Here is a 26,028-nt window from a genome sequence, read left to right as displayed (position 1 = left end):
AGGGCCGGCCCTTGCGGTGCCGGCCCTGTTTGCAGATGGCAAGGCGGTGCGATCAGCCCGTGTTGCGCAGGCCGGCCGCCACGCCATTGATCGACAGCTGGATGCCGCGGTGCACCCTTTCGTCGATCCGGCTTTCCGCCGACAGGGCGCGGTTGCGCTTGATCAACTCCACCTGCAAGTGGTTCAGCGGGTCGAGATAGGCGAAGCGGTTCTGGATCGAACGGGCCAGCAGCGGATTGCCCGCCAGGCGTTCCGTGTTGCCGGTGATCAGCTCCAGGCAGCGCAGGGTGTTGCCGTGCTCGTCCGTGATGCGCTTGTAGATGCGTTCGCGCAAGCCCTGATCCGCCACCAGTTCCGCATAGCGCGAGGCGATCGCCAGGTCCGTCTTGGCCAGCACCATGTCCATGTTCGACAGCAGGGTGGCGAAGAATGGCCATTCGGCGTACATGGCGCGCAGGGTGGCGATCTTGTCATCTTTCGCGGCCCCGTCGGCTTGATTGATCCACGTTTCGATGGCGCTGCCGAAGCCGAACCAGCCCGGCAGCAGCAAGCGGCACTGGCCCCAGGAAAAGCCCCAGGGAATGGCGCGCAAGTCTTCGATGCGCTGGTTGGCCTTGCGCGAAGCGGGGCGGGAACCGAGGTTCAGCTCGGCGATTTCCGCGATCGGCGTAGCCGAGAAGAAATACTCCGTAAAACCCGGCGTTTCATACACGAGGTGGCGGTAGGCGTGATAGGCGAGGTCCGACAGTTGCGCCATCACGGCTTCGAACTGCGCCAGCTGGCCGTTGCGGGCCGGATTGGCTTCCTGCGGCGCCAGGCTCGCTTCCAAGGTGGCGGCCACCAGCAATTCCAGGTTGCGCCGGCCGATTTCCGCGTTGGAAAACTTCGAGGCGATGATCTCGCCTTGCTCCGTCAGGCGGATCTGGCCGTTGACGGTGCCCGGCGGCTGGGCCAGGATGGCTTCGTAGCTGGGTCCGCCGCCGCGGCCCACCGTGCCGCCGCGGCCATGGAACAGGCGCAGCTTGACGCCGGCCTTCTGGAAGTCGGCGACCAGCGCCAGTTCCGCCTTGTACAGTTCCCAGTTGGACGTGAGGAAGCCGCCATCCTTGTTCGAATCCGAATAACCGAGCATGACTTCCTGCAACTGTCCCTGCTTGGCGATCAATTGCTTGACCAAAGGCAAGGCCATGACCTGGCTCATGATGCCGGCCGCGCGCTGCAGGTCGGGGATCGTCTCGAACAGGGGGATGACCATCAGCTCGCAGATGCTGTCGCCAGTTTGCCAGTCGGTGCGCAGCAAGCCCGTTTCCTTTTGCAGCAGCAATACTTCCAGCAAGTCGGACACGGTTTCCGTGTGCGAGATGATGTAGTTGCGGATGGCCCGCGCGCCGTAGCGCTGGCGGATGTCGCGCGCCGCGCGCAGGATCGCCAGTTCGGAATCCGTTTCCGCCGCGTAGGCGATGTAGGGCGAGTACAGCAGGCGCGGCTGGGCCAGTTCGTTCAGCAGCAGCGCCTGCTTATCTTCCTCGGACAGGGCCGTGTAATCGGCGGCCACGCCGCTCTTGGCGAACAGGTCGGCCAGCACGCGCTCGTGCACGTCCGAGGTCTGGCGCATGTCCAGCGACGCCAGGTGGAAACCGAAGATGTCGGCCGCGCGCGCCAGGGTGGCCAGGCGCGGGCGCACGAGGGCGGCGCCGTGGTGCGACTCGAGCGAGGCGACGATGGTGAGCAAGTCGGCCACAAAGGCGGCCGCGTCCGGGTAGGCGGCCGCTGCGCCCACTTCCTTGCGCAGGATGTTGGTGGCGCCCAGGGCGCGGGCCGTGGCGGCCAGGCGCGCATAGATGCCGATCAGGGCGCGGCGGTACGGTTCGTCGCTGCGGTGGGGCGAGGCGTCCGGCGACTGGTCGGCCAGCGCCTGCAGTTCGGCGCTCACGCCCACCATCAGGGTTGAGACGGACAACTCCGCGCCCAGCGCGTGCGCTTCGTCGAGGTAAAAGTCGAGGATGGTGGTGGCGTGACGCGCCAGCGCGTGCTGCATGGTGCCCGCGTTGACGTTCGGGTTGCCGTCGCGGTCGCCGCCGATCCAGCTGCCCATCTGCACGTAGGCGGCGTTGATGGGCTCGATCGTGCCGTCGCCGTTCGGGTACTCGGCGGCGATATCGTCCTCGATGTCGTCATACAGGCCCGGCAGTTCGCGCAGGAAGGTGATGCGGTAGTAGGACAGGGCGTTTTCGATCTCGTCGGCCACCGTCAGCTTCGAGTAGCGCAGCATGCGCGTCTGCCACAGGGTGGCCACGCGCGAGCGCAGCAGCTGCATGTTGGCGTGCCGTTCTTTCGGCGTCTGCGGCAAGTCGCGCTCGGCCAGCAGGCGGGCGATGTCGTGCTCGGCGTCGAGGATGCTCTTGCGCTGCACTTCCGTCGGGTGGGCCGTCAGCACGGGGGCGATCAGGGCGTCCTGGAAGAAGGTGTCGACCGTCTTGCGCGGCACGCCGGCCAGGCGCAGTTTTCTCAGCGCGAAGCTGACGCTGCCCTTTTGCGCCGGCGAGCCGGCCAGCAGGTGGGCGCGGCGGCGGCGGATGTGGTGTTGATCTTCCGCAATGTTGGCCAGGTGCGAAAAGTAGGAAAAGGCGCGCACGACGGAAATCGTCTGCTCGCGGCTCAGTTCCTTGAGCATGGCGTCGAGTTCCAGCGCGGCACCCGCGTCCGCTTCGCGGCGGAAGCGCACGGACGTCTGGCGTATGGTTTCCACCACATTGAAGACGGCGTCGCCTTCCTGTTCGCGCAGCACGTCGCCCAGCAGGCGGCCCAGCAGGCGGATGTCTTCTTTCAGCGGCGCGTCCTTGTCGGAGCCGGCCGCTGGAACTATTTCTGGTGCTACTGCGTCATTGAGCATAATAAAGAACCAAAGTAAGTGTAAAAGCAAGGGAATGTGGATCGCACCGGGCGTTTGGCCGCAGAGGGGAGGGGGCGCATGATAAAATTTGTGGTCTTCAACATGGACGCTAGCCTGACTTGGCCTTCTAGGCTAAGCGATAACGATTATAGCGACGCCAGGCGCCACCCGATACAAAATTGATATCAGACGGGCGAAATGGCAACGATAATGACAACGACAGCCACAGCGAAAGAACTTGTTTTGAAAGCATCCGAATTGACCCCGAACGAATTGAATATTCCTGCCCGCCTGGTGATCGCCACGCGCGAGAGCCGTCTTGCCATGTGGCAAGCTGAACACGTGCGCGCCCGCCTGGCCGCCCTGTATCCGCAGTGTAGCGTCGAAATTCTCGGCATGACCACACGCGGCGACCAGATTCTGGACCGCGCCTTGTCCAAGGTAGGCGGCAAGGGCCTGTTCGTCAAGGAGCTGGAAGTGGCGATGGAAGAAGGCCGCGCCGACCTGGCCGTGCATTCGCTGAAAGACGTGCCGATGGAGTTGCCGGAAGGCTTTGCCCTGGCCGCCATCCTCGAGCGCGAAGACCCGCGCGACGCGTTCGTGTCGAACGATTACGCCAGCCTGGCCGAGCTGCCGCACGGCGCCGTCGTCGGCACCAGCAGCCTGCGCCGCCAGTCGCTGATCGCCGCGCGCTATCCGCACCTGACGATTCTGCCCCTGCGCGGCAACCTCGATACGCGTTTGGGCAAGCTGGACCGTGGCGACTACGCGGCCATCATCCTGGCCGCCGCCGGCTTGAAACGCCTGGGCCTGGCGTCGCGCATCCGCGCCGTGCTGGCGCCGGAAGACAGCTTGCCGGCCGCAGGCCAGGGCGCCATGGCGATCGAGATCCGCAGCGGGCGCGCGGACGGCGCCGACCTGGTGCGCCTGCTGGCGCCGCTGAACCACACGGCTACGGCGCAAGCCGTCACGGCCGAGCGCAAGGTGTCGAAGATCTTCGGCGGCAGCTGCCAGATTCCGCTGGCCGCGTTCGCCACCGTCGAGGGCGGGCAGATGCGCTTGCGCGCCATGGTCGCCACGCCGGACGGCGCGCGCATGGCCAGCGCCGATGTTAGCGGTGCTGCCGGCGCGCCGGAACAGCTGGGCGAGCAAGTGGCCGAATTGCTGCGCGGGCAAGATGCCGCCGGCATCCTCGCCTCGTGCGCCGTCACTCCCGACAACCATGAAGGCCTGGCGCCGCATGCCTGACACCGTGGTGATCACGCGGCCCGCGGCGCAAGCGGGGCCGCTGGCCGCCCGGATCGCGGCGCTGGGCTTGCCCGTGCAATTGCTGCCGCTGCTGGAAATCCACGCGCTTGACGGCGCAGAGGAATGCGCGCGGCTGCAAGCCGTGCTGGCCCGCCTGAGCGATTACGACCTGGTGGCGTTCGTCTCGCCCAACGCCATCGATTGCGTCTTCGCGCATCTACCCGCCTGGCCCCCCGGCCTGCCGCTGGCCGTGGTGGGCGAGGGCAGCCGGATGGCCTTGGGCGCGCATGGCGTCACGGACGCCAACGCGACCATCACGAGTCCGCTGGACACGGCGCGCAGCGACTCCGAACATTTATTATTGGCGCTGGACTTGCCGGCCCTGCGCGGCAAGCGCGTGCTGATCGTGCGCGGCGATGGCGGACGCGATTACCTGGCCGACGGCTTGCGCGCTGCGGGAGCAACTGTCGAGTTCGTCACGGCCTACCGCCGCAAGGTGCCAAGGCTGACGCCATCCTTGCGGGCGACCCTGGAAAACCTGTTGCAGCATAATAATGACTGGATCATCACCAGCTCGGAAGCGCTGCGCGGCTTGCTGGCGCTGCTGGGCGAAATGGATGCTGAAAAGGCAGCTGTTGTGAAAATGCAACAGCAGCATCTGATCGTGCCGCACGCCCGCATTGCACAAACGGCGGCGGCCCTGGGTTTTGCCCGAGTCACCTTGACAGGATCAGGCGACGCAGGAGTGCTCGCCGCGTTACAATCACGACCATGAACGAAATGCCTACACTCTCCGAACCGAATGCAACGCCTGGCAGCGCCGTGAAGACGGCGCCGCAGGCGGCCGACCAACCTGCCGGCCGCGCGCCGACCCTGCTGGAACAGCTGCAAAAGCCCATGAGCATCGCCGTCATCGTGCTGGCCGTGCTGCTGGCTGCGCAAAGCTGGTCGACCAGCAAGCAGATCCGCAACCTGCGCGAAGAAGTGGCCAAGCGCCTGCAAAAAGGCGATGTCAGCAATGCCGAAACGGGCGTGCTGGCGCGCAACGTGCAAGAAGGCACGAAAGAGCTGCAAATCAAGGTGGGCGCGCTGGAAAACCGCCAGAGCGAAACGCAAAGCCAGCAACTTGCGCTGGAACAACTGTACAACGATTTGTCGAAGAACCGCGACGAGTGGGCGCTGACGGAAATCGAGCAAGTGCTGTCGACGGCCAGCCAGCAGCTGCAACTGGCCGGCAACGTGCCCGGCGCGCTGATCGCCCTGCAAAACGCGGACCGCAGCCTGTCGCGTTCCGACAAGCCGCAATTCATCACCATCCGCCGCGCCATCGGGCGCGACATGGAAAAATTGAAAGCCCTGCCCAGCGTCGATTCGACGGGCGTGGCCCTGCGCCTCGACGCCGTGATCGCCCAGGTCGACTCCCTGCCGATGCTGTCCGACGAAACCCCGGCCTTGCCGGCCGCACCGGAAAAACCGGGCAAGGCCAAGCCCGTGCGCGATGCGAGCGGCAAGCTGATGGGACCGCCTGCGCCGGAACCGCTGCTGCAGAAAGTGCGCGACGGCTTCAATACCTGGAGCGGCGACATGTGGGCCGACGTGCGTCAATTGATACGCATCCGCCGCGTCGATACGCCGGAAGCGCTGATGCTGTCGCCGACGCAATCGTATTTCTTGCGTGAAAACGTCAAGTTGCGCCTGCTCAATGCCCGCATGGCCTTGTTGTCGCGCAATGAAACGGCTTTCCGCAACGATTTGATCGCCGCGCAGGATGCGCTGGCCAAGTATTTCGACACCCGCGCCAAGAGCACGCAGACGGCGCAAGCCCTGCTGCGCCAAGTGCAGGGCAGCAACCTGGCCATCGAAATGCCAACCTTGTCCGACAGCCTGACGGCTGTGCGCAACTACAAAGCGAAGTCCTGAGCCCATGCGTCTATTTCTCTGGTTACTCGCCCTGATGGCCGCGGCGATCGGTATCGCCGTGACGGCCCGTTTCAATCCCGGCAACGTGGTGCTGTTCTATCCGCCATACCGCATCGATTTGTCGCTGAATTTCTTCCTGTTGCTGCAGGTCGTGCTGTTCGTGCTGCTGTACCTGCTGGTGCGCGCCGTGCGCGCCACCGTGCGCATGCCGGCGCAAGTGGCGGCCTACCGCCAGCGCAAGCGTGAGCGCGACGGCAACAAGGGCTTGCGCGAAGCCTTGAAAGCCCTGTTCGAAGGCCGTTTCGGCCATGCCGAGAAGGCCGCCTTGCGCGCCGCCGAGCTGGAAGAGAACGCCGGCCTGGCCGCGCTGATCGGCGCGCGCGCCGCGCACCGCATGCGCCAGTCCGAACGCCGCGACAGCTGGCTGTCGCGCGTCGAAGGCGATGCCAGCCTGAAAACGGCCCGTTTGATGACGGTGACGGAATTGCTGGTCGACGACCACCAGCCGGAAGCGGCCCTGGCCGCCGTGCGCGAACTCAATGCCAGCGGCACGCGCCACATCCACGCGCTGCAATGGTCGCTGAAAGCCGAGCAGCAGGCGAAGAACTGGCCGGAAGTGCTGCGCCTCGTGCGTTCGCTCGACAAGCACCGCGCCTTGCATCCGGCCCTGTCGTCGCGCCTGCGCGAACTGGCCTACGACCATCTGCTGTCCGACCCCTCGCATGACGCCGAGTCGCTGATGCGCGTGTGGTCCACCGTGCCAAGCGCCGACCGGGTCAAGCCGTACATCGCCTGCCGCGCCGCCACGGCCCTGAATGCGCGCGGCTTGCACGATGAAGCGCGCCTCGTGTGCGAAGAATCGCTGGCCGCCGACTGGGACGAGCGCGTCGTGCGCGCCTACCGCGAAGCGGCGGCGCCAAGCGGCACGCCGGCCCTGCTGCTGCAGATCGAACATTGCGAGCAATGGATGAAGCAGCGTCCGCTGGATGCGGAACTGGCGCTGACCCTGGGCACCTTGTGCCTCAAGCAAAAACTGTGGGGCAAGGCCCAGCGCCACCTGGAGCAGGCCTTGTCGGATGCGAACGAGCCGCAAATGGTGCGCGACGCCCACCTGAAGCTGGCGCAGATGCACGACGCCCTGCAGCAGACGGAACAGGCTGCCGCGCATTACCGGCAGTGCGCACTGGCTACCATCCTGTAAGCCACGCGCAGACGTAAAAAAGCCGTTCAGTGCAGACTGAACGGCTTTTTCTTTGCGCGCACCCCATGGCGGAGTGCGCTGCTACCTTGCTAATTTACTTCTTCGAGCTTTACTTCTTCGTTACCGCAGTGCCTTCCGGCAAGGCATATGCGACCAGGGTGTCGCTCATCTTCGTGCCCAGCGAACCGTGGCCGCCGGCCATGACGACGACGAACTGGCGTCCCGACTTGTTCGACACATAGCTCATCGGCGTAGCCTGGCCGCCGGCTGGCAAGCGGGCTTTCCAGATCACTTTGCCGTTGCTGACGTCGTAGCCGCGGATGTAGTAGTCGAGCGTGCTGCTGAGGAAGGTCACGCCGCCGCCCGTGGTGACCATGCCGCCCAGGCTGGGCACGCCCAGTGGCAAGGGGATCGGCACGGGACCGCTGTCGCGCGTGGTGCCGTTCTTGTGCATCCACACTTTCTTCATGGTACGCAGGTCGACGGCGGCCACATAGCCCCACGGCGGTGCCTGGCATGGGAAGCCCAGCGGCGACAGGAAGGCCTTGATTTCCACGGCGAACGGTACGCCCGTCTGTGGCTGCAAGCCCATTTCGCCACCCGTGCCGCCCTTGGCCGTCGTTTCCGCGCGCGGCACGAGTTTTTCCAGGAAGCCCATGTAGTCTGGGTTGACGATCAACAACTGGCGCACGGGGTCGATGGCCGCGCCACCCCATTCGAAGATGCCCAGCGGGCCCGGCGAGATGACGGCGCCCTTGCCAGCCGTTTGCGGCGTGAACGGGCCTTCATAGCGGCGTTCCTTGAAGATGATGCGGCAGGCGAGCTGGTCGAACGGCGTGGTGCCCCACATGTCCGCTTCGCTGATATTGCGTTCTGGCAAGAAGGTCAGGGCCGAGAACGGCTGCGTGGGCGACAGGGTGTCGCCGGCGGCAGGATTGCTCGTTGGTACGGGTTTTTCCGGCGCCGGCACGACCAGGCTGCCGTCGCGGCGGTCGATCACGTAGATGTCGCCGCGTTTCGTCGTGGCAACAACAGAGGGCACTTTACCTTTCGGCGTGTCGATGTCGACCAGGCTCGGCTGGCCGCCGATGTCCATGTCCCAGATATCGTGGTGCACGGTCTGGTAGACCCAGCGTACTTTCCCCGTCGCCAGGTCCAGCGCGACGATGGCGCTGTTGAATTTCTCGCCATTCTTATTGCGGTTGCCGCCCCAGGTATCAGGGGTTTCATTGCCCATCGGAATGTAAACCATGCCCAGCTTTTCATCGATGCTGGCCACGCCCCACGAGTTGGGCGAGTTGTTGGTGTAGTTCTTGCCTTCAGGGAAAGGCGCCGTATCTTCCGGCGTGGCCGGGTCCCAGTTCCACATCAGCTTGCCGGTGACGGGATCGTAGCCGCGGATTACGCCCGATGGCTCTTCCGTCGAATGGTTGTCCGTCACGCTGGCGGCGATCACGGCCATTTTCTGCGAGACGGCCGGCGGCGACGTTGGCATCAGGAAACCGCGCTTGATCATGGCCATGTTTTTATACAGGTTGACGACGCCGTTGTTGCCAAAGCTCTTACACGACTCGCCCGTATCGGCATTGACGGCGATCATGGTGCCGTCCATGGTCGGCGCCAGGATGCGGCGCGGGCATTCCATGCTGGCAGCTTCGGGAGCCGGATTGTTCTTCGCCCGGCCCGCGTTCACGTCCCAGTAGGCGACGCCACGGCAGATCATGTGCTGGTAGCTGGCCGCATCGCGGTTGATCTTTGGATCGTGGCGCCAGATTTCCTTGCCCGTGTCCGGGTTCAGGGCGATGACGATATTGTGCGGCGTGCACAGGTACAGCATGTCATTGACCTTCAGCGGCGTGACTTCGTTGGCGATCTCGCCCGGGTCGTTGGGACCCTTGAAGTCGCCCGTGTGGTAGGTCCAGGCTTCTTTCAGGCCGGAAATATTCGCGGGCGTGATTTGCGCGGCCGGGGCATAGCGGTCGCCATAGCCGGAGCGGCCATACGCGGACCAGTCGTTGTGCTCGACGCCGGGCGCGAAATCGCCGGAGGCCGTGGCGGCCATGTTTTCGGCCGGCACGTCGCCATGCAGGTCATGGTAATCCTGGAACAGGGCGATGACGCCGGCGATGACGGTCAGGGCCACGGCGGCGGAGAGGGCCGTCTTGCCCGCTTGCGGCTGTTTCGCTGCGCCGGCGGGAGGAGCCAGGCGGCGGCTGACGAAGGGCAGCAGCAGCCAGACGGCGGCGGCAAACCAGATGTCCAGGCGCGGCAGCAATTGCCACCAGTCGAATTTCACTTCAATGAGGGACCAGATGAGGGTGGCGAGCAGCAGCAGCGCCATGAACGGTTGCGCGCTGCGCTTGCCCTGGAATACCAGCGCGCCGGCGATCAGCATGCCTATGCCGGCCAGCAAGTAGTACCAGGAGCCGCCGAGCGTGGCCAGCCAGATGCCGCCGCCCAGCAGGGCGAGGCCAAACAGAATGAAAATAACGCCGGTGACCTTTAATAAAGGACCGGGCCGGAAAGAGGGAATCATCATATTCCTTTTTGCAAGGATTTATCGGTGGCGCGTGATGCGCCATATTGAATTCAGGGAAGGCGTCGATTGCAGAATATACAAAGTTTGGAATCACCAGAATGTGACAGTTTATCAGAATTGATGATTGTCTTCCGGTAGCGCCATTTTTTGGCGGGGCTCTTATTTGAATCAAATAAACACTTCAAATAAGAACAAATATTATGCTGGATAACGATTTTGCGGGGCTGGCAGGCCGCCTGGAGGGCAGGGGACGGGGTGTCGCGCAATAATGCAGGGGCGCCGCGGAATGAATGAGAATAAGACTGTTGTTATAAGTGGCTGCAAAAAATGCAATGCGGATTATAATAACCATGCCTGGCGTGTGGCGATATTCAAATGAAAATACGCAGATATTCCATCGGCATTAATTCAAGGAATCGGTAGTATTGCTTAGGTGTTTATACTTATTATTGCCGATGGTTTGTTTATTCTCTCGATGGCCGGCTGCGCGCGCCGGCGGGCCATGCACGCCACTGTTGCTGGCTGGACGCGCAAAACGCCGGCGGGCCGCTGCTGCATCGCACAAGCTGCCTGTACTTCGCTATAATTGCGCGGTTAAAACACAATCCGCTAATGAGGAACCCCATGAGTTTGAATAACGTCTCTTCCGGCCGCGATCTGCCGAACGATTTCAACGTCGTCATCGAAATCCCGATGAACGCCGATCCGATCAAGTACGAAGTCGACAAGGAAAGCGGCGCGATTTTCGTCGATCGCTTCATGGGTACCGCCATGCATTACCCGTGCAACTACGGCTACGTGCCGAACACCCTGTCGCCGGACGGCGACCCGGTCGACGTGCTGGTCATCACCCCGTTCCCGCTGATCCCGGGCGTGGTCGTGCGCTGCCGTCCTATCGGCGTGCTGAAAATGACCGACGAGTCGGGCGAAGACGCGAAAGTGCTGGCCGTGCCAGTCGACAAGGTCCTGTCGATCTACAGCCACTGGCAAAAGCCGGAAGACCTGAACGAGCTGCGCTTGCGCCAGATCCAGCATTTCTTTGAGCACTACAAGGATCTGGAAAAAGGCAAATGGGTCAAGATCGACGGCTGGTATGGTCCTGAAGTGGCCAAGGAAGAAATCTTGAACGGCGTTGCCGCCTTCAAGACCGACGCCGCCAAAGCCTAAGAACACCCGGTAAGAAAAACGCTCCCCGCCTGCGATGGCCGGGAGCGTTTTTTTATGCGCGAAACGGGCTGTGCTCGTTCAATTCATCGAGGTAGGCGTCGATGCCGCCCCGTTCGCGCTCGAGGAAGCGCTGCACGGCGTCCGCAAAGGCCGGGTGCGCCAGCCAGTGGGCGGACCAGGTCTTTTGCGGCAGGAAGCCGCGCGCCATCTTGTGCTCGCCCTGGGCGCCCCCTTCGAAGGTGGCGATGCCGTTGGCGATGCAAAACTCCAGCGGCTGGTAATACGCCGTCTCGAAATGCAGGCAAGGCACGTGTTCGAGCGCGCCCCAGTAGCGGCCATACAGGGTGTCGGCCGTGTGGATCACCAGCGAGGCGGCAATGGCCCGGCCTTCGCGCTCGGCGATCACCAGGAGTATGTTCTGCGGCATGCTGAAGGCTATGCGCCGGAAGAAGTCCAGGCTCAGGTAAGGCGAGGAGCGGTGTTCCGCATAGGTATTGCTGTAGCAGCGGTGGAACAGTTTCCAGTCAGCATCAAGAGCATCCACCCCGCGCACCTGGCGCAGGGTGACGCCCGCTTCGCGCACCTTGCGCCGCTCGGCGCGGATATTCTTGCGTTTCTTGTGTTCCAGGGTGGCGAGGAATTGCTCGAAATCCGTGTAGCCCGGATTGAGCCAGTGAAACTGCACGCCACTACGCATCAGGTAGCCAGCTTCCTCCAGCTGGCGCGCTTCGCTTTCCGGCGGGAACAGGATGTGGCAGGACGATACCTCGCTGGCTTGCTGCTGGGCCTGCAGGAAGGCCAGCAGGGCCGCGCGCGCCTCGCCATCGCGGGCCAGCAAGCGCGTGCCGCTGACGGGCGTAAACGGTATCGCGGACAGCAGTTTCGGGTAATATTCGAGACCATGTTGCTGATATGCATCGGCCCAGGCCCAGTCGAACACGTATTCGCCGTACGAGTGCATCTTCAGGTACAGGGGCAGGGCGGCGGCCAGCACCTCGCCTTGCCACAGCACCAGGTAATTCGGTTGCCAGCCCGTGTCCGCGCTGGCGCAGCCGGACTCGTGCAGCGCGTGCAAAAAGGCGTAGGAAAGGAAGGGAGTGGCGTCCGCCTGGCTTGCCAGCAGTTCAGACCAGGCCGCTTCGCCAATTTCAGCCAGGGTAGTGACGATAGCCGTGCGATAATTCATTGTTGTAGTGTGCATTCATCACTCTCGGGGCGCCGCCATCGGCCTGCGCGCCCCTGTCTTGTTTAATAGAACGAAATATCCATCATCATCATGACAGTCAAAGTCGCAATTGCTCAAATGAATAGTACGGTCGGCGATCTGGCCGGCAACCGTGCCAAGATCTTCGACCTTTCCCGCCGCGCGTTCGAGGCGGGCGCCGATATCGTGCTCACGCCGGAACTGTCGCTGGTCGGCTATCCACCCGAGGACCTGTTGTTGCGCAATGCATTCTACGCAAAAACGCAGGAAGCGTTTGCGGGACTGGCTGCCGACCTGGCCCAGTTCAAGGATTTGCACGTGGTGGTGGGCTTGCCCCTGCAAGACGAGAAGGGCGTGCGCCACAATGCCGCCTCCGTGTTGCTGAACGGCGAAGTGCTGGGCACCTACCGCAAGCACGACTTGCCGAATACGACCGTGTTCGATGAAAAACGTTACTTTACGTCATCCGACCAGGCTTTCGTGTTTGGCGTGAAAGGCGTGCGTTTCGGCATCAATATCTGCGAAGACACGTGGTTCGAGCGCGCACCGATGCGCGCCCGCGCGGCCGGCGCGCAAGTGCTGCTGGTGCCGAACGGCTCGCCCTACCACATGAACAAGCAGCATCTGCGCTATGAAACCATGCGCAAGAACGTCAGCGCGCAAGGCATGGCCCTCGTCTACGCCAACCTGGTCGGTGGCCAGGATGAGCTGATTTTCGACGGCGACTCGTTTGTCATGGATGCGGCCGGCACGATTTGCGCCCAGCTGCGCCATTTCGGGGAAGACTTGCAGGTCGTCGACTTCGACGGCGCCACCCCCGTGCCGCAGCCGCTGGCCGCACCGTTGACCACCGAAGCGCAGGTGTACCAGGCGCTGGTGCTGGGCGTGCGCGACTACATAGGCAAGAACGGCTTCCCTGGCGTGCTGATCGGCATGTCGGGCGGCGTCGATTCCGCGCTGACCCTGGCCATCGCCGTCGATGCGCTGGGCGCCGACAAGGTGCGCGCCGTCATGATGCCGTCGCAATTTACGGCCGATATCTCGTGGATAGACTCGCGCGACATGGTAAAACGCCTCGATGTGCGCTACGATGAAATTCCGATCAAGCAAACTTTCGACGCCTTCCGCGCCACCCTGGCCGAGGAGTTCGCGGGACTGGCGGAAGACGCGACGGAAGAGAATATCCAGGCGCGCATCCGCGGCACCTTGCTGATGGCCCTGTCGAACAAGCATGGCAGCATCGTCTTGACGACGGGCAACAAGAGCGAGATGGCCGTTGGCTATTGCACCCTGTACGGCGACATGGCGGGCGGCTTTGCCGTGATCAAGGATATCGCCAAGACCCTCGTCTACCGCCTGTGCGCGTACCGCAACAGCGTGTCGGACGTGATACCCGAGCGTATCCTGACGCGCGGACCGTCGGCCGAGCTGCGCGCCGACCAGCTGGACCAGGATTCCTTGCCGCCGTATGAAATACTCGACGGCATCATGCAGTTGTACATGGAAGAAAATCGGCCGATCGCCGACATTATCGAGGCTGGCTACCCGCCGGCCGACGTGGCGAAAATCACGCGCCTGATCAAGATCAATGAATACAAGCGGCGCCAGTCGCCGGTGGGCATCCGCGTCACGCACCGTGGCTTCGGCCGCGACTGGCGCTATCCCATCACTTCCAAGTTCTACGAGTAAGCAGCCATCTGTCCACAATCCAACAATTTTAAGGAGTAGCCATGAAACAGATTACCGCCATCATCAAACCATTCAAGCTCGACGAAGTGCGCGAGGCCCTGGCCGATGTGAACGTGACGGGCTTGACCGTGACGGAAGTGAAGGGCTTTGGCCGTCAGAAAGGCCATACCGAGCTGTACCGTGGCGCCGAGTATGTGGTCGACTTCTTGCCGAAAGTCAAAGTCGAAGTGGTGGTGGACGACAGCGTGTCGGAACTGGTGGTCGACGCCATCATCAAGGCGGCCCGCACGGGCAAGATTGGCGATGGCAAGATCTTCGTGCGCGACGTGGAGCAGGTCATCCGCATCCGTACGGGCGAAACGGGTCCAGACGCCGTCTAGCACCAGCCATAAGCTACTGCGCGTCGTGCTTTGCGGCCTGCGATGCTCACCGTGCTTCAGCACGGTTGCGCTTCTTAGCCACAAATCGCTGCCGCTCGCTACGCTTCTGGCAGGCGCTATGTAGATGTTCTTCAGCAGACCGTAGGTCGGATTAGCGCCAGCGCGTAATCCGACATGAGTTGCCAATAATATTATGGATTACGCATCAGCACCGTTCAGCGCCCCAAGCGCATGTCGAATTTCCAGCAGATCAGGCGCAAGATGGTGATGCCGCTGGCGCTGGTCCACAGCGCGAAGTCGTGCTCGGCGCCGAAGTGCATCTGCAATAAATAAGCCCAGCAGCCGAAAAACGCGCAGATCGCATACGGTTTGCCGTCGCGAAACACCATCGGCACTTCGTTACAGACGATGTCGCGCATCACGCCGCCGAAAATCCCCGTAATCACCCCCATCATCGAGGCAATAAAGATCGGCATGCCGGCGCGCATGGCTTCGGCCACGCCCGCGATGGCGAACATGCCCAGGCCGATGGCGTCGGCGATGACGATCAGGCGTTCCGAGACGATCTGGCGCAAATGCTGGATCAGGGGCGCGGCCGTCAGGGCCAGCACGAAGATCAAAATTGCGTATTCCTGGTGCGACACCCAGAACAGGGGCCGCTTGTCGAGCAGGATGTCGCGCAGGGTGCCGCCGCCGAATGCCGTGATGAAGGCCACGACGAACACGCCGACCAGGTCCATGCGCTTGCGGCGCGCTTCGATGAAGCCGGAAAACGCGCCCACCAGGATGGCGATGACCTCAATGATCTTGATCAGCGAGCCAGGCGGCAATTGGGGTGGCATCATGGGTGGAGCGCTTGAGCAGGAAATAATTGTCACAGGTTAACATGACACGGCCCCGAATGGTGACAAACGGGGCCGTGTGCAGTGCGGAACTGGTGACTGAATTGTAATTGCTTGCTGTCAAGCCTAGCGGATGGGCTGCAGTGCGGAAGAAAGCAATACCACCAGCGCGCCATCGCCCCCTTCGGAGCGGCGCGCCTGGCAAAAGGCCACAACTTCATCCTTTTGCACGAGCCAGCTGTGCACCATCGATTTCAAGACCGGTTCCTGGCCTTTCGAGCCGAAACCCTTGCCGTGGATCACGCGCACGCAGCGCAGCTTGCGCCTTGTCGCCTGGTTCAGGAAGGCGCCGATGCCGTCGCGCGCCTCGTCGCGGCGCAAGCCGTGCAAGTCCAGCTCATCCTGCACGGGCCAGTGGCCCTTGCGCATCTTTTTCACGACGTCCGGTCCCACGCCGGGGCGGGCGTAGTTCAGGGCCGGATCGTTTTCCAGGTAATGGTCGACTTCGAACAAGTCCGACAGCGATTCGCGCAGCACGGCCGCGTCGTCCTCTTCCGGAGAGAGCTTGCGCGCCGGCTGCTGGGCCGTCATGGCGCCGGCCTTGGGCAGGCTGGGCACGTAGCGGTCCGACTCGGGCAGGCGCTTGACGCCGCCGATGCTGGCCTTGAACAGATTGCTTTCCACGGCCTGCACCTTGGCTTGCTGGACGCGCTCCGCCGCAGCTTGCGCGCGCGCGTCCGCCTGCTCCTTGAGCTGCTTGCTGACCGCTTTCAGGTCGGCAAAGTCTTTCATCGACGCCATGCGACGCTTACTCCTGGCCTTCCAGGTAGCGCTGGGCGTCCAGTGCTGCCATGCAACCCGTGCCGGCGCTGGTGATGGCCTGGCGGTAGATGTGGTCTTGCACGTCGCCGGCGGCAAACACGCCCGGCGCGCTGGTGGCGGTGGCCATGCCTTCCAGGCCCGTCTTGGTCTTGATGTAGCCGTTGTGCATTTCCAGTTGGCCTTCGAAGATGCCCGTGTTCGGCTTGTGGCCGATGGCGATGAACACGCCGTGCACGCTCAGCGCTTCAACCTTGCCGTCGATGGTCGACTTGATGTTCAAGCCCGTCACGCCGCCTTCGTTGCCCGTCACTTCGTCCAGGGTGTGGTTATATTTCAACACAATCTTGCCTTCGGCAACCTTGGCGTTCAGGCGGTCGATCAAAATCGCTTCCGCGCGGAACTTGTCGCGGCGGTGGATCAGGGTGACTTTATTGGCGATGTTCGACAGGTACAGCGCTTCTTCGACGGCCGTGTTGCCGCCGCCGACGACGGCTACTTCCTGGTTGCGGTAGAAGAAGCCATCGCAGGTGGCGCAGGCGGAGACGCCCTTGCCCATGAATTCCGCTTCCGATAGCAGGCCCAGGTATTGCGCGGATGCGCCCGTGGCGATGATCAGGGTATCGCACGTGTATTCGTGGCTGTCGCCCTTCAGGCGGATCGGTTTTTCATTCAGGAAAGTGGTGTGGATGTGGTCAAACACGATTTCCGTATTGAAACGCTCGGCGTGCTGCAGCAGGCGCTGCATCAGGTCCGGACCTTGCACGCCCATCGGGTCGCCTGGCCAGTTTTCCACGTCGGTGGTGGTCATCAGCTGACCGCCTTGTTCCACGCCGGTGACCAGCATCGGGTTCAGGTTGGCGCGGGCGGCGTAGACGGCGGCGCTGTAGCCGGCTGGGCCGGAGCCGAGGATCAAAACGCGGGCGTGTTTGGTAGTGGTCATAATGAGGCTTCTCTATGAGTGGGGTCTATCCGAATTGGGGGCATACGCGCGAAGAACAAGGGCGTATTGCGCTTGCGCAAGCAATCCACGATTATAGACCAAGCCGCCTGTAGCGACGAATCGTGGGGCCGTCCGGGGCATATATGGCTTAGAATACTTCCTTATTATGGGAAATTCCCTTTCAGAAACATTTTTCACCTTGCAGCGCTTCCCAGAATGACTAAACCAGCCCAGGCCAATCAAAATAGCTATACCCGAAAACCGGTCGAACGCCGGCCCCTGCCCAACCGGCTGGTGCGGCTGTTGTCCGAGGCGCGCTGGTTCGCGCTGGCCGCGTTTGCCTTGTATTTCGTGCTGATCCTGGCCAGCTTCAACAAGCTTGACCCGGGCTGGTCGCACGCCACCAACGTCGACAAGGTCGCCAACCTGGGCGGCAAGCTCGGTGCCACCTTTTCCGATCTGTTGCTGTATATCTTCGGCTTTTCCGCCTGGTGGTGGTGCGTGTGGCTGCTGCGCACGGTGTGGCATGGCTATCGCCGCCTGAGTAAGCGCTTCCTGCTGGAAGAGGAAGAGGTGGAGCGCGAGCACCATGTCGAGATGCTGATCCGCATCGTCGGCTTCTCCATCATGCTGATCGGCAGCATGGGCCTCGAATACCTGCGCATGGCGAAAAGCCTGCACGTGCAGCTGCCGCGCGATCCGGGCGGCGTGCTGGGCCAGCTGGTGGGCCACTCGGCCCACGTGGCGTTCGGTTTCACGGGCGCCACTTTATTGCTGTTGCTGCTGTTTGGCCTGGGTTTCAGCCTGTTCTTCCATGTGTCCTGGCTGCAAGTGGCCGAGCGCATCGGCGGCGCCATCGAAGACGCTTTCAACTGGTTCGTGCTGCGCTACCAGGACCGCGAAGACCGCCGCCAGGGCGAAGTGGCCGCCGTGCGCCGCGACGAAGTGGTGGTCATCGAACGGGCCAAGCACGTGGAAAAGCATGTGGCCGCGCCGCCCGTGAAGATCGAGCCGCAGGTGGTCACCGTCGTGAAATCGGAGCGCGTGGAAAAGGAACGCCAGGCCCATCTGTTCGAGAACCTGGGCGATGGCAAGCTGCCGCCCTTGTCGCTGCTCGACGAGGCGCCACCCGTGGTGGAAACGGTTTCCGTGGAAACCCTGGAATTCACGAGCCGCCTGATCGAAAAGAAACTCTCGGACTTTGGCGTGGATGCCAAGGTAGTGGCCGCTTACCCCGGCCCTGTGGTCACGCGCTATGAAATCGAGCCGGCCACGGGCGTCAAAGGCAGCCAGATCGTCGGCCTGGCGCGCGACCTGGCCCGTTCGCTGTCCTTGACGTCGATTCGTGTCGTGGAAACTATTCCTGGCAAGAATTACATGGCCTTGGAATTGCCGAACAGCAAGCGCCAGATCGTGCGCCTGACGGAAATCCTCGGCTCCAAGGTCTACAACGATGGCGTGTCCAGCCTGACGATTGCGCTGGGCAAGGATATCGCCGGCAAGCCCGTCGTGGCCGACCTGGCGAAAATGCCCCACTTGCTGGTGGCCGGCACCACCGGTTCCGGTAAGTCGGTCGGCATCAATGCGACGATACTGTCGCTGCTGTACAAATCCGACCCGCTCGACGTGCGCCTGATCCTGATCGATCCGAAGATGCTGGAAATGTCCGTCTACGAAGGCATTCCGCACTTGCTGGCGCCCGTCGTCACCGACATGCGCCAGGCCGGCCACGCGCTGAACTGGGCCGTGAACGAGATGGAACGCCGCTACAAGCTGATGAGCAAGATGGGCGTGCGTAATCTGGCCGGCTACAACGCGAAGATTGCCGACGCGAAAAAGCGCGAAGAACACATCCCGAATCCGTTCAGCCTGACGCCGGATGCGCCGGAGCCGCTGGAAAAACTGCCGACCATCGTCATTATCATCGACGAGCTGGCCGATTTGATGATGGTGGTGGGTAAAAAAGTCGAGGAATTGATCGCGCGTATCGCGCAAAAGGCGCGCGCCGCCGGTCTGCACTTGATTCTGGCCACGCAGCGCCCATCTGTAGACGTGATCACGGGTTTGATCAAGGCCAACATTCCTACGCGTATCGCCTTCCAGGTGTCGTCGAAGATCGACTCGCGCACCATTCTGGACCAGATGGGCGCGGAAACCCTGCTGGGCATGGGCGACATGCTGTACATGCCGCCCGGCACCGGCTTGCCGATGCGCGTGCACGGCGCGTTCGTGTCCGATGAAGAAGTCCACCGCGTCGTCAGCCATTTGAAGCTGCAGGGCGAACCGAATTACATCGAGGGCATCCTCGAAGGCGGCACCCTGGAAGGCGACGGTGCCGAAGGCGGCGCGCCGGGCGAGGGCGGCGGCGAGGCCGATGCCCTGTACGACCAGGCGGTGGCGGTGGTGCTGAAAAACCGCCGCGCCTCGATTTCGCTGGTGCAGCGCCATTTGCGCATCGGCTACAACCGCGCCGCCCGTCTGCTCGAGCAGATGGAGCAGAGCGGGGTGGTATCAACCATGCAATCCAATGGCAACCGGGAAATCCTGGTGCCGGCGGCAAGTGCCGAACAAGGGTAAAGAATGAAAAGCAATACTTTCGCAGCAAAAATGATGATCGGCGCGGCCAGCGTTGCCTGCAGCCTGCTGTTCGCGGCCAGCGCCTCGGCCAGCGCGCTCGAGCAATTCAAGAGCTTTGCGGCCGGCACCAAGTCGGCCAAGGGCGAGTTCGTGCAGCGGCAAGTCAAGAAGGCGGACGCCAGCGGCAAGGCGAAAGTGTCGACGCCGGCCAGCGGCACGTTCGAGTTCGCCCGTCCGGGCAAGTTCATCTGGACCTACCTGAAGCCGTACGAGCAGTTGCTGCAAGCGGACGGCGACAAGCTGTATATCTACGACAAGGACTTGAGCCAGGTGACGGTCAAGAAACTGGGCGACGCGCTCGGTTCCTCGCCGGCGGCCATCTTGTTCGGCAGCAACGACCTGGAAAAGAATTTCACCCTGGCCGAAGCGGGCACGCGCGATGGCCTGGAATGGCTGAAAGCGACGCCGAAGGCCAAGGATACGACCTTCGATGAAATCACCATCGGCCTGCGCAACGGCGTGCCGGAAGCGATGGAATTGCGCGATTCGTTCGGTCAGACCTCGGTGCTGGCGTTCAAGAACTTCCAGAAGAATCCGGCGCTTTCGGCCAATCACTTTAAATTTGTCATGCCCAAGGGCGCCGACGTCATTAATAATTAAGACTGTCGCGCCTTGCGTATGAGCCGGCCTCGCAGCAATGCGGGGCTTTTGCATTCTTATTAGGTAACTCATTATGGCGGATCTCTTTTCCACCGCGCCTCGCCAGCCGCTGGCCGAAGCCTTGCGGCCAGCCACCCTGAACGAAGTCATCGGCCAGATGCATCTGTTGGGCGCGGGCAAGCCGCTGCGCCTCGCGTTTGAAGCGGGCAAGGCCCACTCGATGATTTTATGGGGACCGCCCGGCGTGGGCAAGACCACCCTGGCGCGCCTGATGGCGAATGCCTTCGACAGTGAATTCATCGCCTTGTCGGCCGTATTTGCTGGCGTGAAAGATATCCGCGCAGCCATGGACCAGGCCCGCCACAGCCTGGACCAGTTCGGCAAGCACACCTTATTGTTCGTCGATGAAATCCACAGGTTTAATAAATCGCAACAAGACGCCTTGCTGCCCTTCGTTGAATCGGGCCTGGTGACGTTCATCGGCGCGACGACGGAAAACCCCAGCTTCGAAGTCAATTCGGCGCTGCTGTCGCGCGCGCAAGTGTATGTGTTGAAATCGCTCAACGAAGACGAGATGAAGCAGTTGCTGGCCAAGGCGCAGTCCACGGCCTTGATGCACCTGAGCTTCGACGAGGCGGCGGCCGACACCCTGATCGGCTACGCGGACGGCGATGCGCGGCGCTTCCTGAATTTGCTGGAGCAGGCCGAGACGGCCGCCAGCTCGACGGGCACGACCAAAATCGACGCGGCCTTCGTCGACAATGCGCTCACCTTGAATTCGCGCCGCTTCGACAAGGGCGGCGACAATTTCTATGACCAGATTTCCGCCCTGCACAAGTCCGTGCGCGGTTCCAACCCGGACGCGGCCCTGTACTGGTTTTGCCGCATGATCGACGGCGGCGCCGACCCCCGTTATTTGTCGCGGCGCATCGTGCGCATGGCCTGGGAAGACATCGGCCTGGCCGATCCCCGCGCTTTGACCATGGTCAATGACGCGGCGGAAACATATGAACGGCTCGGTTCGCCCGAAGGCGAGCTGGCGCTGGGCCAGGCCGTGATTTACCTGGCGATTGCCGCGAAAAGCAATGCCGGCTACAACGCGTTCAACACGGCCATGGCCTTCGTCAAGAAAGATAAATCGAAGGAAGTGCCCGTGCACTTGCGCAATGCGCCGACGAAGCTGATGAAGGAACTGGGCTACGGCCACGCCTACCGCTATGCGCACGATGAACCTGATGCGTATGCGGCCGGTGAAACGTATTTTCCGGACGGCATGGCGGAACCAGGCTGGTACCAGCCCGTGCCGCGCGGCCTGGAAAGCAAGATCGCCGACAAGCTGGCGTGGCTGCGCGAGCTGGACAGGAAGGCAGGGAAGGGCTGAGGCTTACAGGCCCAGCAAGGTAAAACCGTCATCCTGCGGCGCGTAGCCCACCAGCTGGCGCGTCGCCGCGATCGACAAGCGTTTATAACGGTTGTCCGACACGCCATGCACGACGTGGTAGCCGGGCGGCACGTCGGCGGCGATGCAGCGGGCCAGCAATTGCACCACGTCGCGCTCGCTGATGAAGGCGGCGATGTCGCGCGCGCTGTGTTGTTGACCTTTCTCAAACTGCGCCACGTTGGCGATGCGCACGGCGATCGCCGTCATGCCATGCTGGTGGGCGAACGCGGAGGCCACGCCTTCGCCGAAGGCCTTGCTGGCGCCATACATGTTCGCCGGGCGCGCCGGCATGTGCTCGTGCACCTGCACATCGAGCGGATAGCCTTCCACGGCTTGTGCGCTGCTGGCAAACACGACTCTTTTCACGCCTTGCGCCTGTGCCGCGCGGAAGATATTGTGCGTGCCGATGACGTTCGGTTGCAGCAGTTGCGCATCGAAATCGGCGCTGGCGTGCGGCACGCCGGCCAGGTGCAGCACCATGTCGATGCCGGCGCAGGCGGCCAGGCAGGCACTATAGTCGCTCACGTCGAGCTGAATGAACGGGCAGGGCGCTTCGGCCAGCTTGCCTGTGTGCAGGTCGGCCAGGCGCAGGGAAAATTCCCCGTGCCGGCTCTTCCAGAAAACGGTGCCGATAACGCCGGCGGCGCCCGTGACGAGGACGCGCGGTGGTGGTGCTTGAGTCATGTATTCCTAATATTCAAGGTGTGAGGCAGTGCCAGGTTCAGCCAGCGCAGCAGGGCGGGGCGCGGTGCGGCCGTGCCATGGACGCGGATGTGTCCGCTACCCACGGCTTCGACCAGCACCAGGCCGTCATTCGGTATCGTGTAGCGTTCGCCGCTGCGCAGCACGCAATCCTCGAACTGGGCGTAGGCCGTGATCCACGCCGTGCCGGACAGGCATTCGATGACCTTGGCGTGCGCTTTTTCCAGGCGCAAGGGCCGTTCGTTGCGTAATTCGTGGTCGGTATGCATGGCGTCGCTCCTGTTGTGCTGACAGGAACAGCTTAGGCCCTTGCCGTGAACCATGACAGATGCAGGAAATCGAAATTGTGATGAATACAGTACACTTCGCCGTAGACTGTGCTTATCAAAAAAGCGGACAACTGTATCTGTGCCGGCCCCGCGCGGCCGCCGCATACTGAAGGGATGAACATGAGCGCGCATTTGAATCTGTACGAACACCTGGCCAACGAGCTGGGTGCGCTGATCGACTCGCGCGTGTTCGCGCCCGGCGACCGCCTGCCGTCGATACGCCACCTGGCGCAGCAAAAGCGCATTTCCATCAGTACCGTGATGCAAGCCTTGCGCCTGATGGAAGACCGGGGGCAGGTCGATGCGCGGCCCCAGTCCGGCTATTTCGTGCGCCACCGGGCGCCGCGCCGGCCCTGCAGCGCCGACGCCCAGCACCTGAAGGAGCCGGCCTTTGTCGGCATCAACAATCTGTTGATGCGCGTGCTGAAGGATAACGAAACGGCGAATATCGTGCAGTTGGGCACGGCATGGCCGCCCGACGAGATCCTGCCGATCAAGCGCATGCAGCGCACCATCAGCGCCGTGGCGCGGCGCGATCCCGTCCTGCTGAGTAAAGTCAGCTGCTACGACATCAGCGAAGGCAATTTCCTGCGCCAGGTGGCGCGCCGGGCGCTGGACTGGGGCAAGCTCGACCCGCACGAGATCGTCGTGACGAATTCCTGCACGGAAGCGATCAGCCTGTGCCTGCGCGCCGTCGCCAAGCCGGGCGACACCATCGCCATCGAGTCGGCCACGTATTTCGTGCTGCTGCAGATGATCGAAAGCCTGGGCATGAAGGCGCTGGAAATTCCCACCGACCCGAAGACGGGGCCGTCGCTCGACGCGCTGGAACTGGCCCTGCGCGCCGGCCTCGTGCAAGCGTGCCTGTTCGTGCCGAACGCGAACAACCCGCTCGGCTGCGTCATGCCGGAAGTAAACAAGAAGCGGCTGGCGGGGCTGCTGTCGGAATTCAATATTCCGCTGGTGGAAGACGACGTATATGGCGACCTGTGCTTTGCGCCGCAGCGTCCGTGGCCCGTGAAGGCCTATGACACGAGCGGCAATGTGCTGTTGTGCTCCTCGTTTTCCAAGGCGATCACCCCCGCGTCGCGCGTGGGCTACGTGCTGGCCGGGCGTTTCGCGCAGGAAGTGGCGCTGCTGAAAACCGTGTCGAGCGGCGCCACCAGCCATTTCTTCCAGGCCGTGCTGGCCGACTTTCTGGAAGGCAGCAGCTACGACCAGCAGCTGCGCAAGATGCGGCGCACCCTGGTGCAGCGCATCGCCCGCATGTCCGACGCCGTGGCGGCCAGCTTTCCGGCGGACTGCATGCTGTCCGAGCCGCAGGGCGGTTTCGTGCTGTGGGTGCAGATGCCGCCGCAAGTCGATGCGCTGGCCCTGCATGGCCAGGCGATCGCGGACGGCGTGGCGTATATGCCGGGCCAGCTGTTCTCGGCCTCGGGCAAGTTCGGCAATTATCTGCGCCTCAATTGCGGCAATGCGTGGACGCCGCGCATCGAGCAGGCTATCGGCCGCCTGGGGCATCTCGTCAAGGACGCCTTGTAGAACGCCTGTCAAAACCTACTGCGCGGCGCGCTTTGCGGCCTGCGATGCTCACCGTGCTCTAGCACGGTTGCGCTTCTTAGCCACAAATCACTGCCGCTCGCTACGGTTTTGTCAGGCGTTGTTCATTCCCTTGTTTTCCCTTCAGTCCCCGTTTTTCACCGTTCGCTCCCTGTTTTTCGCCGCTGGTCGCAAGCCGGTGGCGTTGTTTGCGGCCGTTGGCTAAAGTACCACCATACCAGCAGCAGTCAACGAAACAAACTAACCAGGAGTCACATCATGAACGCACTGAAAAACATGGAAATCACCTTTGTCGCCGCCGCCATCATCGCCATCGGCGCCAGCTTCGCCACCGCCGGCGCGAATACCCTGGAAGTGAGCGCCAGCAGCAGCGTGATCGCCCAGGCCGCAGACATGCCTGTCGTTACCGTCAGCGCCCGCCGCCTGACCGCTGCCGAAAAAGCCGCGTTCATTTAAGCAATAAGCCAAGCAGAAAATGTAAAGCGGGCGCGAGTGCCCGGCCAGGCCGCCATGACGATGGTTGACCTTGCGCAAAACTCATCGAAGTGAACTGGGTCTTGGTACAATGAGTGCTTTCGATACATCGGCACCGCCATCCACCCATGATAGATATCCAACTTCTCCGTAAAGACATCGCCACCGTCGCAGAACGCCTGGCGACGCGCAAATTCCAGCTCGACGTGGCAGGCTTTACCGCCCTCGAAGCCGAACGCAAGGCGATCCAGACGCGCACCGAAGAGCTGCAGGGCAAGCGCAATGCGCTGTCCAAGCAAATCGGCATGTTGAAAGGCAAGGGGGAAGACACCTCGGCCGTGATGGCGCAAGTGGCCGGCCTGGGCGATGAGTTGAAAGCCGATGAAGCGGCCCTGACCCTGGTGCAAGCCAAGCTGAGCGATTTCATCATGGCCGTGCCGAACTTGCCGCATGAATCGTCGCCCCTGGGCACGGACGAGTCGGGCAACGTGGAAGTGCGCAAGGTCGGCACGCCACGCACCTTCGATTTCGAGGTCAAGGATCACGTCGACGTGGGTGGCCCGCTGGGCCTCGACTTCGAAGTGGCCACGAAGCTGACCGGTTCGCGCTTCTCCGTCATGAAGGGCGGCATCGCCCGCCTGCACCGCGCACTGGCGCAATTCATGCTCAACACCCACGTGGACGAGCACGGCTACACGGAATGCTACACCCCGTACATGGTCAACGCCGATTCCTTGCGCGGCACGGGCCAGCTGCCGAAATTCGAAGCCGATCTGTTCTCGGTGAAAAAAGGCGGCGCGGAAGGCGAGGGCGAGACCTTCTACCTGATCCCCACGTCGGAAGTGTCGCTGACCAACATCGCGCGCGATGAAATCCTGGCGCTCGATCAACTGCCCCTGAAAATGACGGCCCACACGCCATGCTTCCGCTCGGAAGCGGGCAGCTACGGCCGCGACACGCGCGGCATGATCCGCCAGCACCAGTTCGACAAGGTGGAAATGGTGCAAGTAGTGCATCCGGACACGTCGTACCAGGTGCTGGAAGAAATGGTCGGCCATGCGGAAAGCATCTTGCAACGCCTGGGCCTGCCATACCGCGTGATGTCGCTGTGCACGGGCGACATGGGTTTCGGCGCTACCAAGACCTTCGACCTGGAAGTATGGCTGCCGGCGCAAAACACCTACCGCGAGATTTCGTCCCTGTCGAACTGCGAAGCCTTCCAGGCCCGCCGCATGCAGGCGCGTTTCCGCAACGCGGCCGGCAAGCCGGAACTGGCGCACACCCTGAACGGCTCCGGCCTGGCAGTGGGCCGCACCTTGGTGGCCGTGCTGGAAAACTACCAGCAAGCGGACGGCAGCGTCGAGATCCCGGCCGTGCTGCGCCCCTACATGGGCGGCCTGACGCACCTGAAGGCCTGAAAGGCTCACGCAGCCCGGTGAA

Annotated in this window: 21 protein-coding genes; 13 read left to right on the top strand and 8 right to left on the bottom strand. The window is 62.6% G+C overall.

Annotated features, from left to right (window positions below):
• Positions 1-52: 52 nt before the first annotated feature.
• The gene (ppc, locus tag O0881_RS14850; RefSeq protein WP_289911934.1) at positions 53-2,893 is read right to left on the bottom strand and encodes a phosphoenolpyruvate carboxylase; all 2,841 of its coding nucleotides are present in this window, start codon (positions 2,891-2,893) and stop codon (positions 53-55) included.
• Between the two features lie 243 nt (positions 2,894-3,136).
• On the opposite strand from ppc, the gene hemC reads away from it, so the two are divergent.
• The 4 genes from hemC to O0881_RS14830 are packed head-to-tail and all read left to right on the top strand — an operon-like array spanning position 3,137 to position 7,262.
• Positions 3,137-4,141 (top strand): hydroxymethylbilane synthase, encoded by a 1,005-nt coding sequence (gene hemC / locus O0881_RS14845; RefSeq protein ID WP_099664820.1) that lies wholly within the window; start codon positions 3,137-3,139, stop codon positions 4,139-4,141.
• Entirely contained in the window at positions 4,134-4,916 is a 783-nt protein-coding gene (locus O0881_RS14840) for a uroporphyrinogen-III synthase (RefSeq protein ID WP_099668167.1), read from the top strand. The genes hemC and O0881_RS14840 overlap by 8 nt, the downstream gene beginning before the upstream one ends.
• Positions 4,913-6,061 carry a uroporphyrinogen-III C-methyltransferase gene (locus O0881_RS14835; RefSeq protein ID WP_077401782.1) on the top strand — a complete coding sequence of 383 codons (1,149 nt, stop codon included), beginning with the start codon at positions 4,913-4,915 and terminating at the stop codon, positions 6,059-6,061. The genes O0881_RS14840 and O0881_RS14835 overlap by 4 nt, the downstream gene beginning before the upstream one ends.
• Positions 6,062-6,065: 4 nt before the next feature.
• Positions 6,066-7,262 carry a heme biosynthesis protein HemY gene (locus tag O0881_RS14830; protein WP_071653290.1) on the top strand — a complete coding sequence of 399 codons (1,197 nt, stop codon included), beginning with the start codon at positions 6,066-6,068 and terminating at the stop codon, positions 7,260-7,262.
• A 109-nt stretch (positions 7,263-7,371) separates the two neighbouring features.
• On the opposite strand, the gene O0881_RS14825 is transcribed toward O0881_RS14830, so the two are convergent.
• Positions 7,372-9,801, bottom strand: a complete 2,430-nt coding sequence (locus O0881_RS14825; RefSeq protein ID WP_289911933.1) for a membrane-bound PQQ-dependent dehydrogenase, glucose/quinate/shikimate family — start codon at positions 9,799-9,801, stop codon at positions 7,372-7,374.
• A 624-nt stretch (positions 9,802-10,425) separates the two neighbouring features.
• Between O0881_RS14825 and ppa the strand changes: the two genes are divergently transcribed.
• On the top strand, positions 10,426-10,968 hold the full coding sequence (gene ppa / locus O0881_RS14820) for an inorganic diphosphatase (protein WP_034786159.1): 543 nt from the start codon (positions 10,426-10,428) through the stop codon (positions 10,966-10,968).
• A 52-nt stretch (positions 10,969-11,020) separates the two neighbouring features.
• Here the strand turns inward: ppa and O0881_RS14815 are convergent, their stop codons facing one another.
• Positions 11,021-12,154, bottom strand: coding sequence for a GNAT family N-acetyltransferase (locus O0881_RS14815; RefSeq protein WP_289912236.1), 1,134 nt, complete (start codon positions 12,152-12,154; stop codon positions 11,021-11,023).
• Between the two features lie 90 nt (positions 12,155-12,244).
• Here O0881_RS14815 and O0881_RS14810 point away from each other — a divergent pair, with 90 nt between their 5' ends.
• Both O0881_RS14810 and O0881_RS14805 read left to right on the top strand, forming a co-directional pair.
• Positions 12,245-13,861 carry an NAD+ synthase gene (locus O0881_RS14810; protein WP_289911931.1) on the top strand — a complete coding sequence of 539 codons (1,617 nt, stop codon included), beginning with the start codon at positions 12,245-12,247 and terminating at the stop codon, positions 13,859-13,861.
• A gap of 41 nt (positions 13,862-13,902) precedes the next feature.
• Positions 13,903-14,241, top strand: coding sequence for a P-II family nitrogen regulator (locus O0881_RS14805; protein ID WP_034758685.1), 339 nt, complete (start codon positions 13,903-13,905; stop codon positions 14,239-14,241).
• Positions 14,242-14,456: 215 nt separating this feature from the next.
• On the opposite strand, the gene O0881_RS14800 is transcribed toward O0881_RS14805, so the two are convergent.
• The 3 genes from O0881_RS14800 to trxB all read right to left on the bottom strand — a co-directional run bounded on the left by O0881_RS14800 (position 14,457) and on the right by trxB (position 16,845).
• Positions 14,457-15,086 (bottom strand): trimeric intracellular cation channel family protein, encoded by a 630-nt coding sequence (locus tag O0881_RS14800; protein WP_034786156.1) that lies wholly within the window; start codon positions 15,084-15,086, stop codon positions 14,457-14,459.
• Positions 15,087-15,209: 123 nt separating this feature from the next.
• Positions 15,210-15,884 carry a Smr/MutS family protein gene (locus O0881_RS14795; protein ID WP_289911929.1) on the bottom strand — a complete coding sequence of 225 codons (675 nt, stop codon included), beginning with the start codon at positions 15,882-15,884 and terminating at the stop codon, positions 15,210-15,212.
• Positions 15,885-15,891: 7 nt separating this feature from the next.
• Positions 15,892-16,845, bottom strand: coding sequence for a thioredoxin-disulfide reductase (gene trxB / locus O0881_RS14790; RefSeq protein ID WP_289911927.1), 954 nt, complete (start codon positions 16,843-16,845; stop codon positions 15,892-15,894).
• A gap of 216 nt (positions 16,846-17,061) precedes the next feature.
• On the opposite strand from trxB, the gene O0881_RS14785 reads away from it, so the two are divergent.
• The 3 genes from O0881_RS14785 (at position 17,062) to O0881_RS14775 (ending at position 21,463) form a co-directional block, all read left to right on the top strand.
• Entirely contained in the window at positions 17,062-19,422 is a 2,361-nt protein-coding gene (locus O0881_RS14785; protein WP_289911925.1) for a DNA translocase FtsK, read from the top strand.
• 3 nt (positions 19,423-19,425) lie between these two features.
• The gene (lolA, locus tag O0881_RS14780) at positions 19,426-20,082 is read left to right on the top strand and encodes an outer membrane lipoprotein chaperone LolA (protein ID WP_035826475.1); all 657 of its coding nucleotides are present in this window, start codon (positions 19,426-19,428) and stop codon (positions 20,080-20,082) included.
• A 73-nt stretch (positions 20,083-20,155) separates the two neighbouring features.
• A complete protein-coding gene (locus tag O0881_RS14775) occupies positions 20,156-21,463 on the top strand; it encodes a replication-associated recombination protein A (RefSeq protein WP_289911924.1) in 1,308 nt (435 codons plus the stop codon).
• A gap of 3 nt (positions 21,464-21,466) precedes the next feature.
• Here the strand turns inward: O0881_RS14775 and O0881_RS14770 are convergent, their stop codons facing one another.
• Together O0881_RS14770 and O0881_RS14765 are read right to left on the bottom strand one after the other, a co-directional pair.
• Positions 21,467-22,207, bottom strand: coding sequence for an NAD(P)-dependent oxidoreductase (locus O0881_RS14770; protein ID WP_289911923.1), 741 nt, complete (start codon positions 22,205-22,207; stop codon positions 21,467-21,469).
• Positions 22,204-22,494: a DUF2917 domain-containing protein gene (locus O0881_RS14765; RefSeq protein ID WP_289911921.1), complete on the bottom strand. Its 291-nt coding sequence runs from the start codon at positions 22,492-22,494 to the stop codon at positions 22,204-22,206. The genes O0881_RS14770 and O0881_RS14765 overlap by 4 nt, the downstream gene beginning before the upstream one ends.
• A gap of 180 nt (positions 22,495-22,674) precedes the next feature.
• Between O0881_RS14765 and O0881_RS14760 the strand changes: the two genes are divergently transcribed.
• The 3 genes from O0881_RS14760 (at position 22,675) to serS (ending at position 26,006) form a co-directional block, all read left to right on the top strand.
• Positions 22,675-24,096, top strand: coding sequence for a PLP-dependent aminotransferase family protein (locus O0881_RS14760; protein WP_289911920.1), 1,422 nt, complete (start codon positions 22,675-22,677; stop codon positions 24,094-24,096).
• Between the two features lie 276 nt (positions 24,097-24,372).
• Entirely contained in the window at positions 24,373-24,570 is a 198-nt protein-coding gene (locus O0881_RS14755) for a hypothetical protein (protein WP_099664811.1), read from the top strand.
• A gap of 146 nt (positions 24,571-24,716) precedes the next feature.
• Complete coding sequence (gene serS / locus O0881_RS14750; RefSeq protein ID WP_289911919.1) at positions 24,717-26,006, top strand: serine--tRNA ligase; 1,290 nt, start codon at positions 24,717-24,719, stop codon at positions 26,004-26,006.
• Positions 26,007-26,028 lie beyond the last annotated feature (22 nt).

This window comes from Janthinobacterium sp. SUN100, from assembly GCF_030397705.1.
GTDB lineage: Bacteria > Pseudomonadota > Gammaproteobacteria > Burkholderiales > Burkholderiaceae_D > Janthinobacterium > Janthinobacterium kumbetense.
The sequence above is the reverse complement of the archived record's forward strand: the minus strand, read 5'-3'. Positions and strand labels throughout refer to the sequence as shown.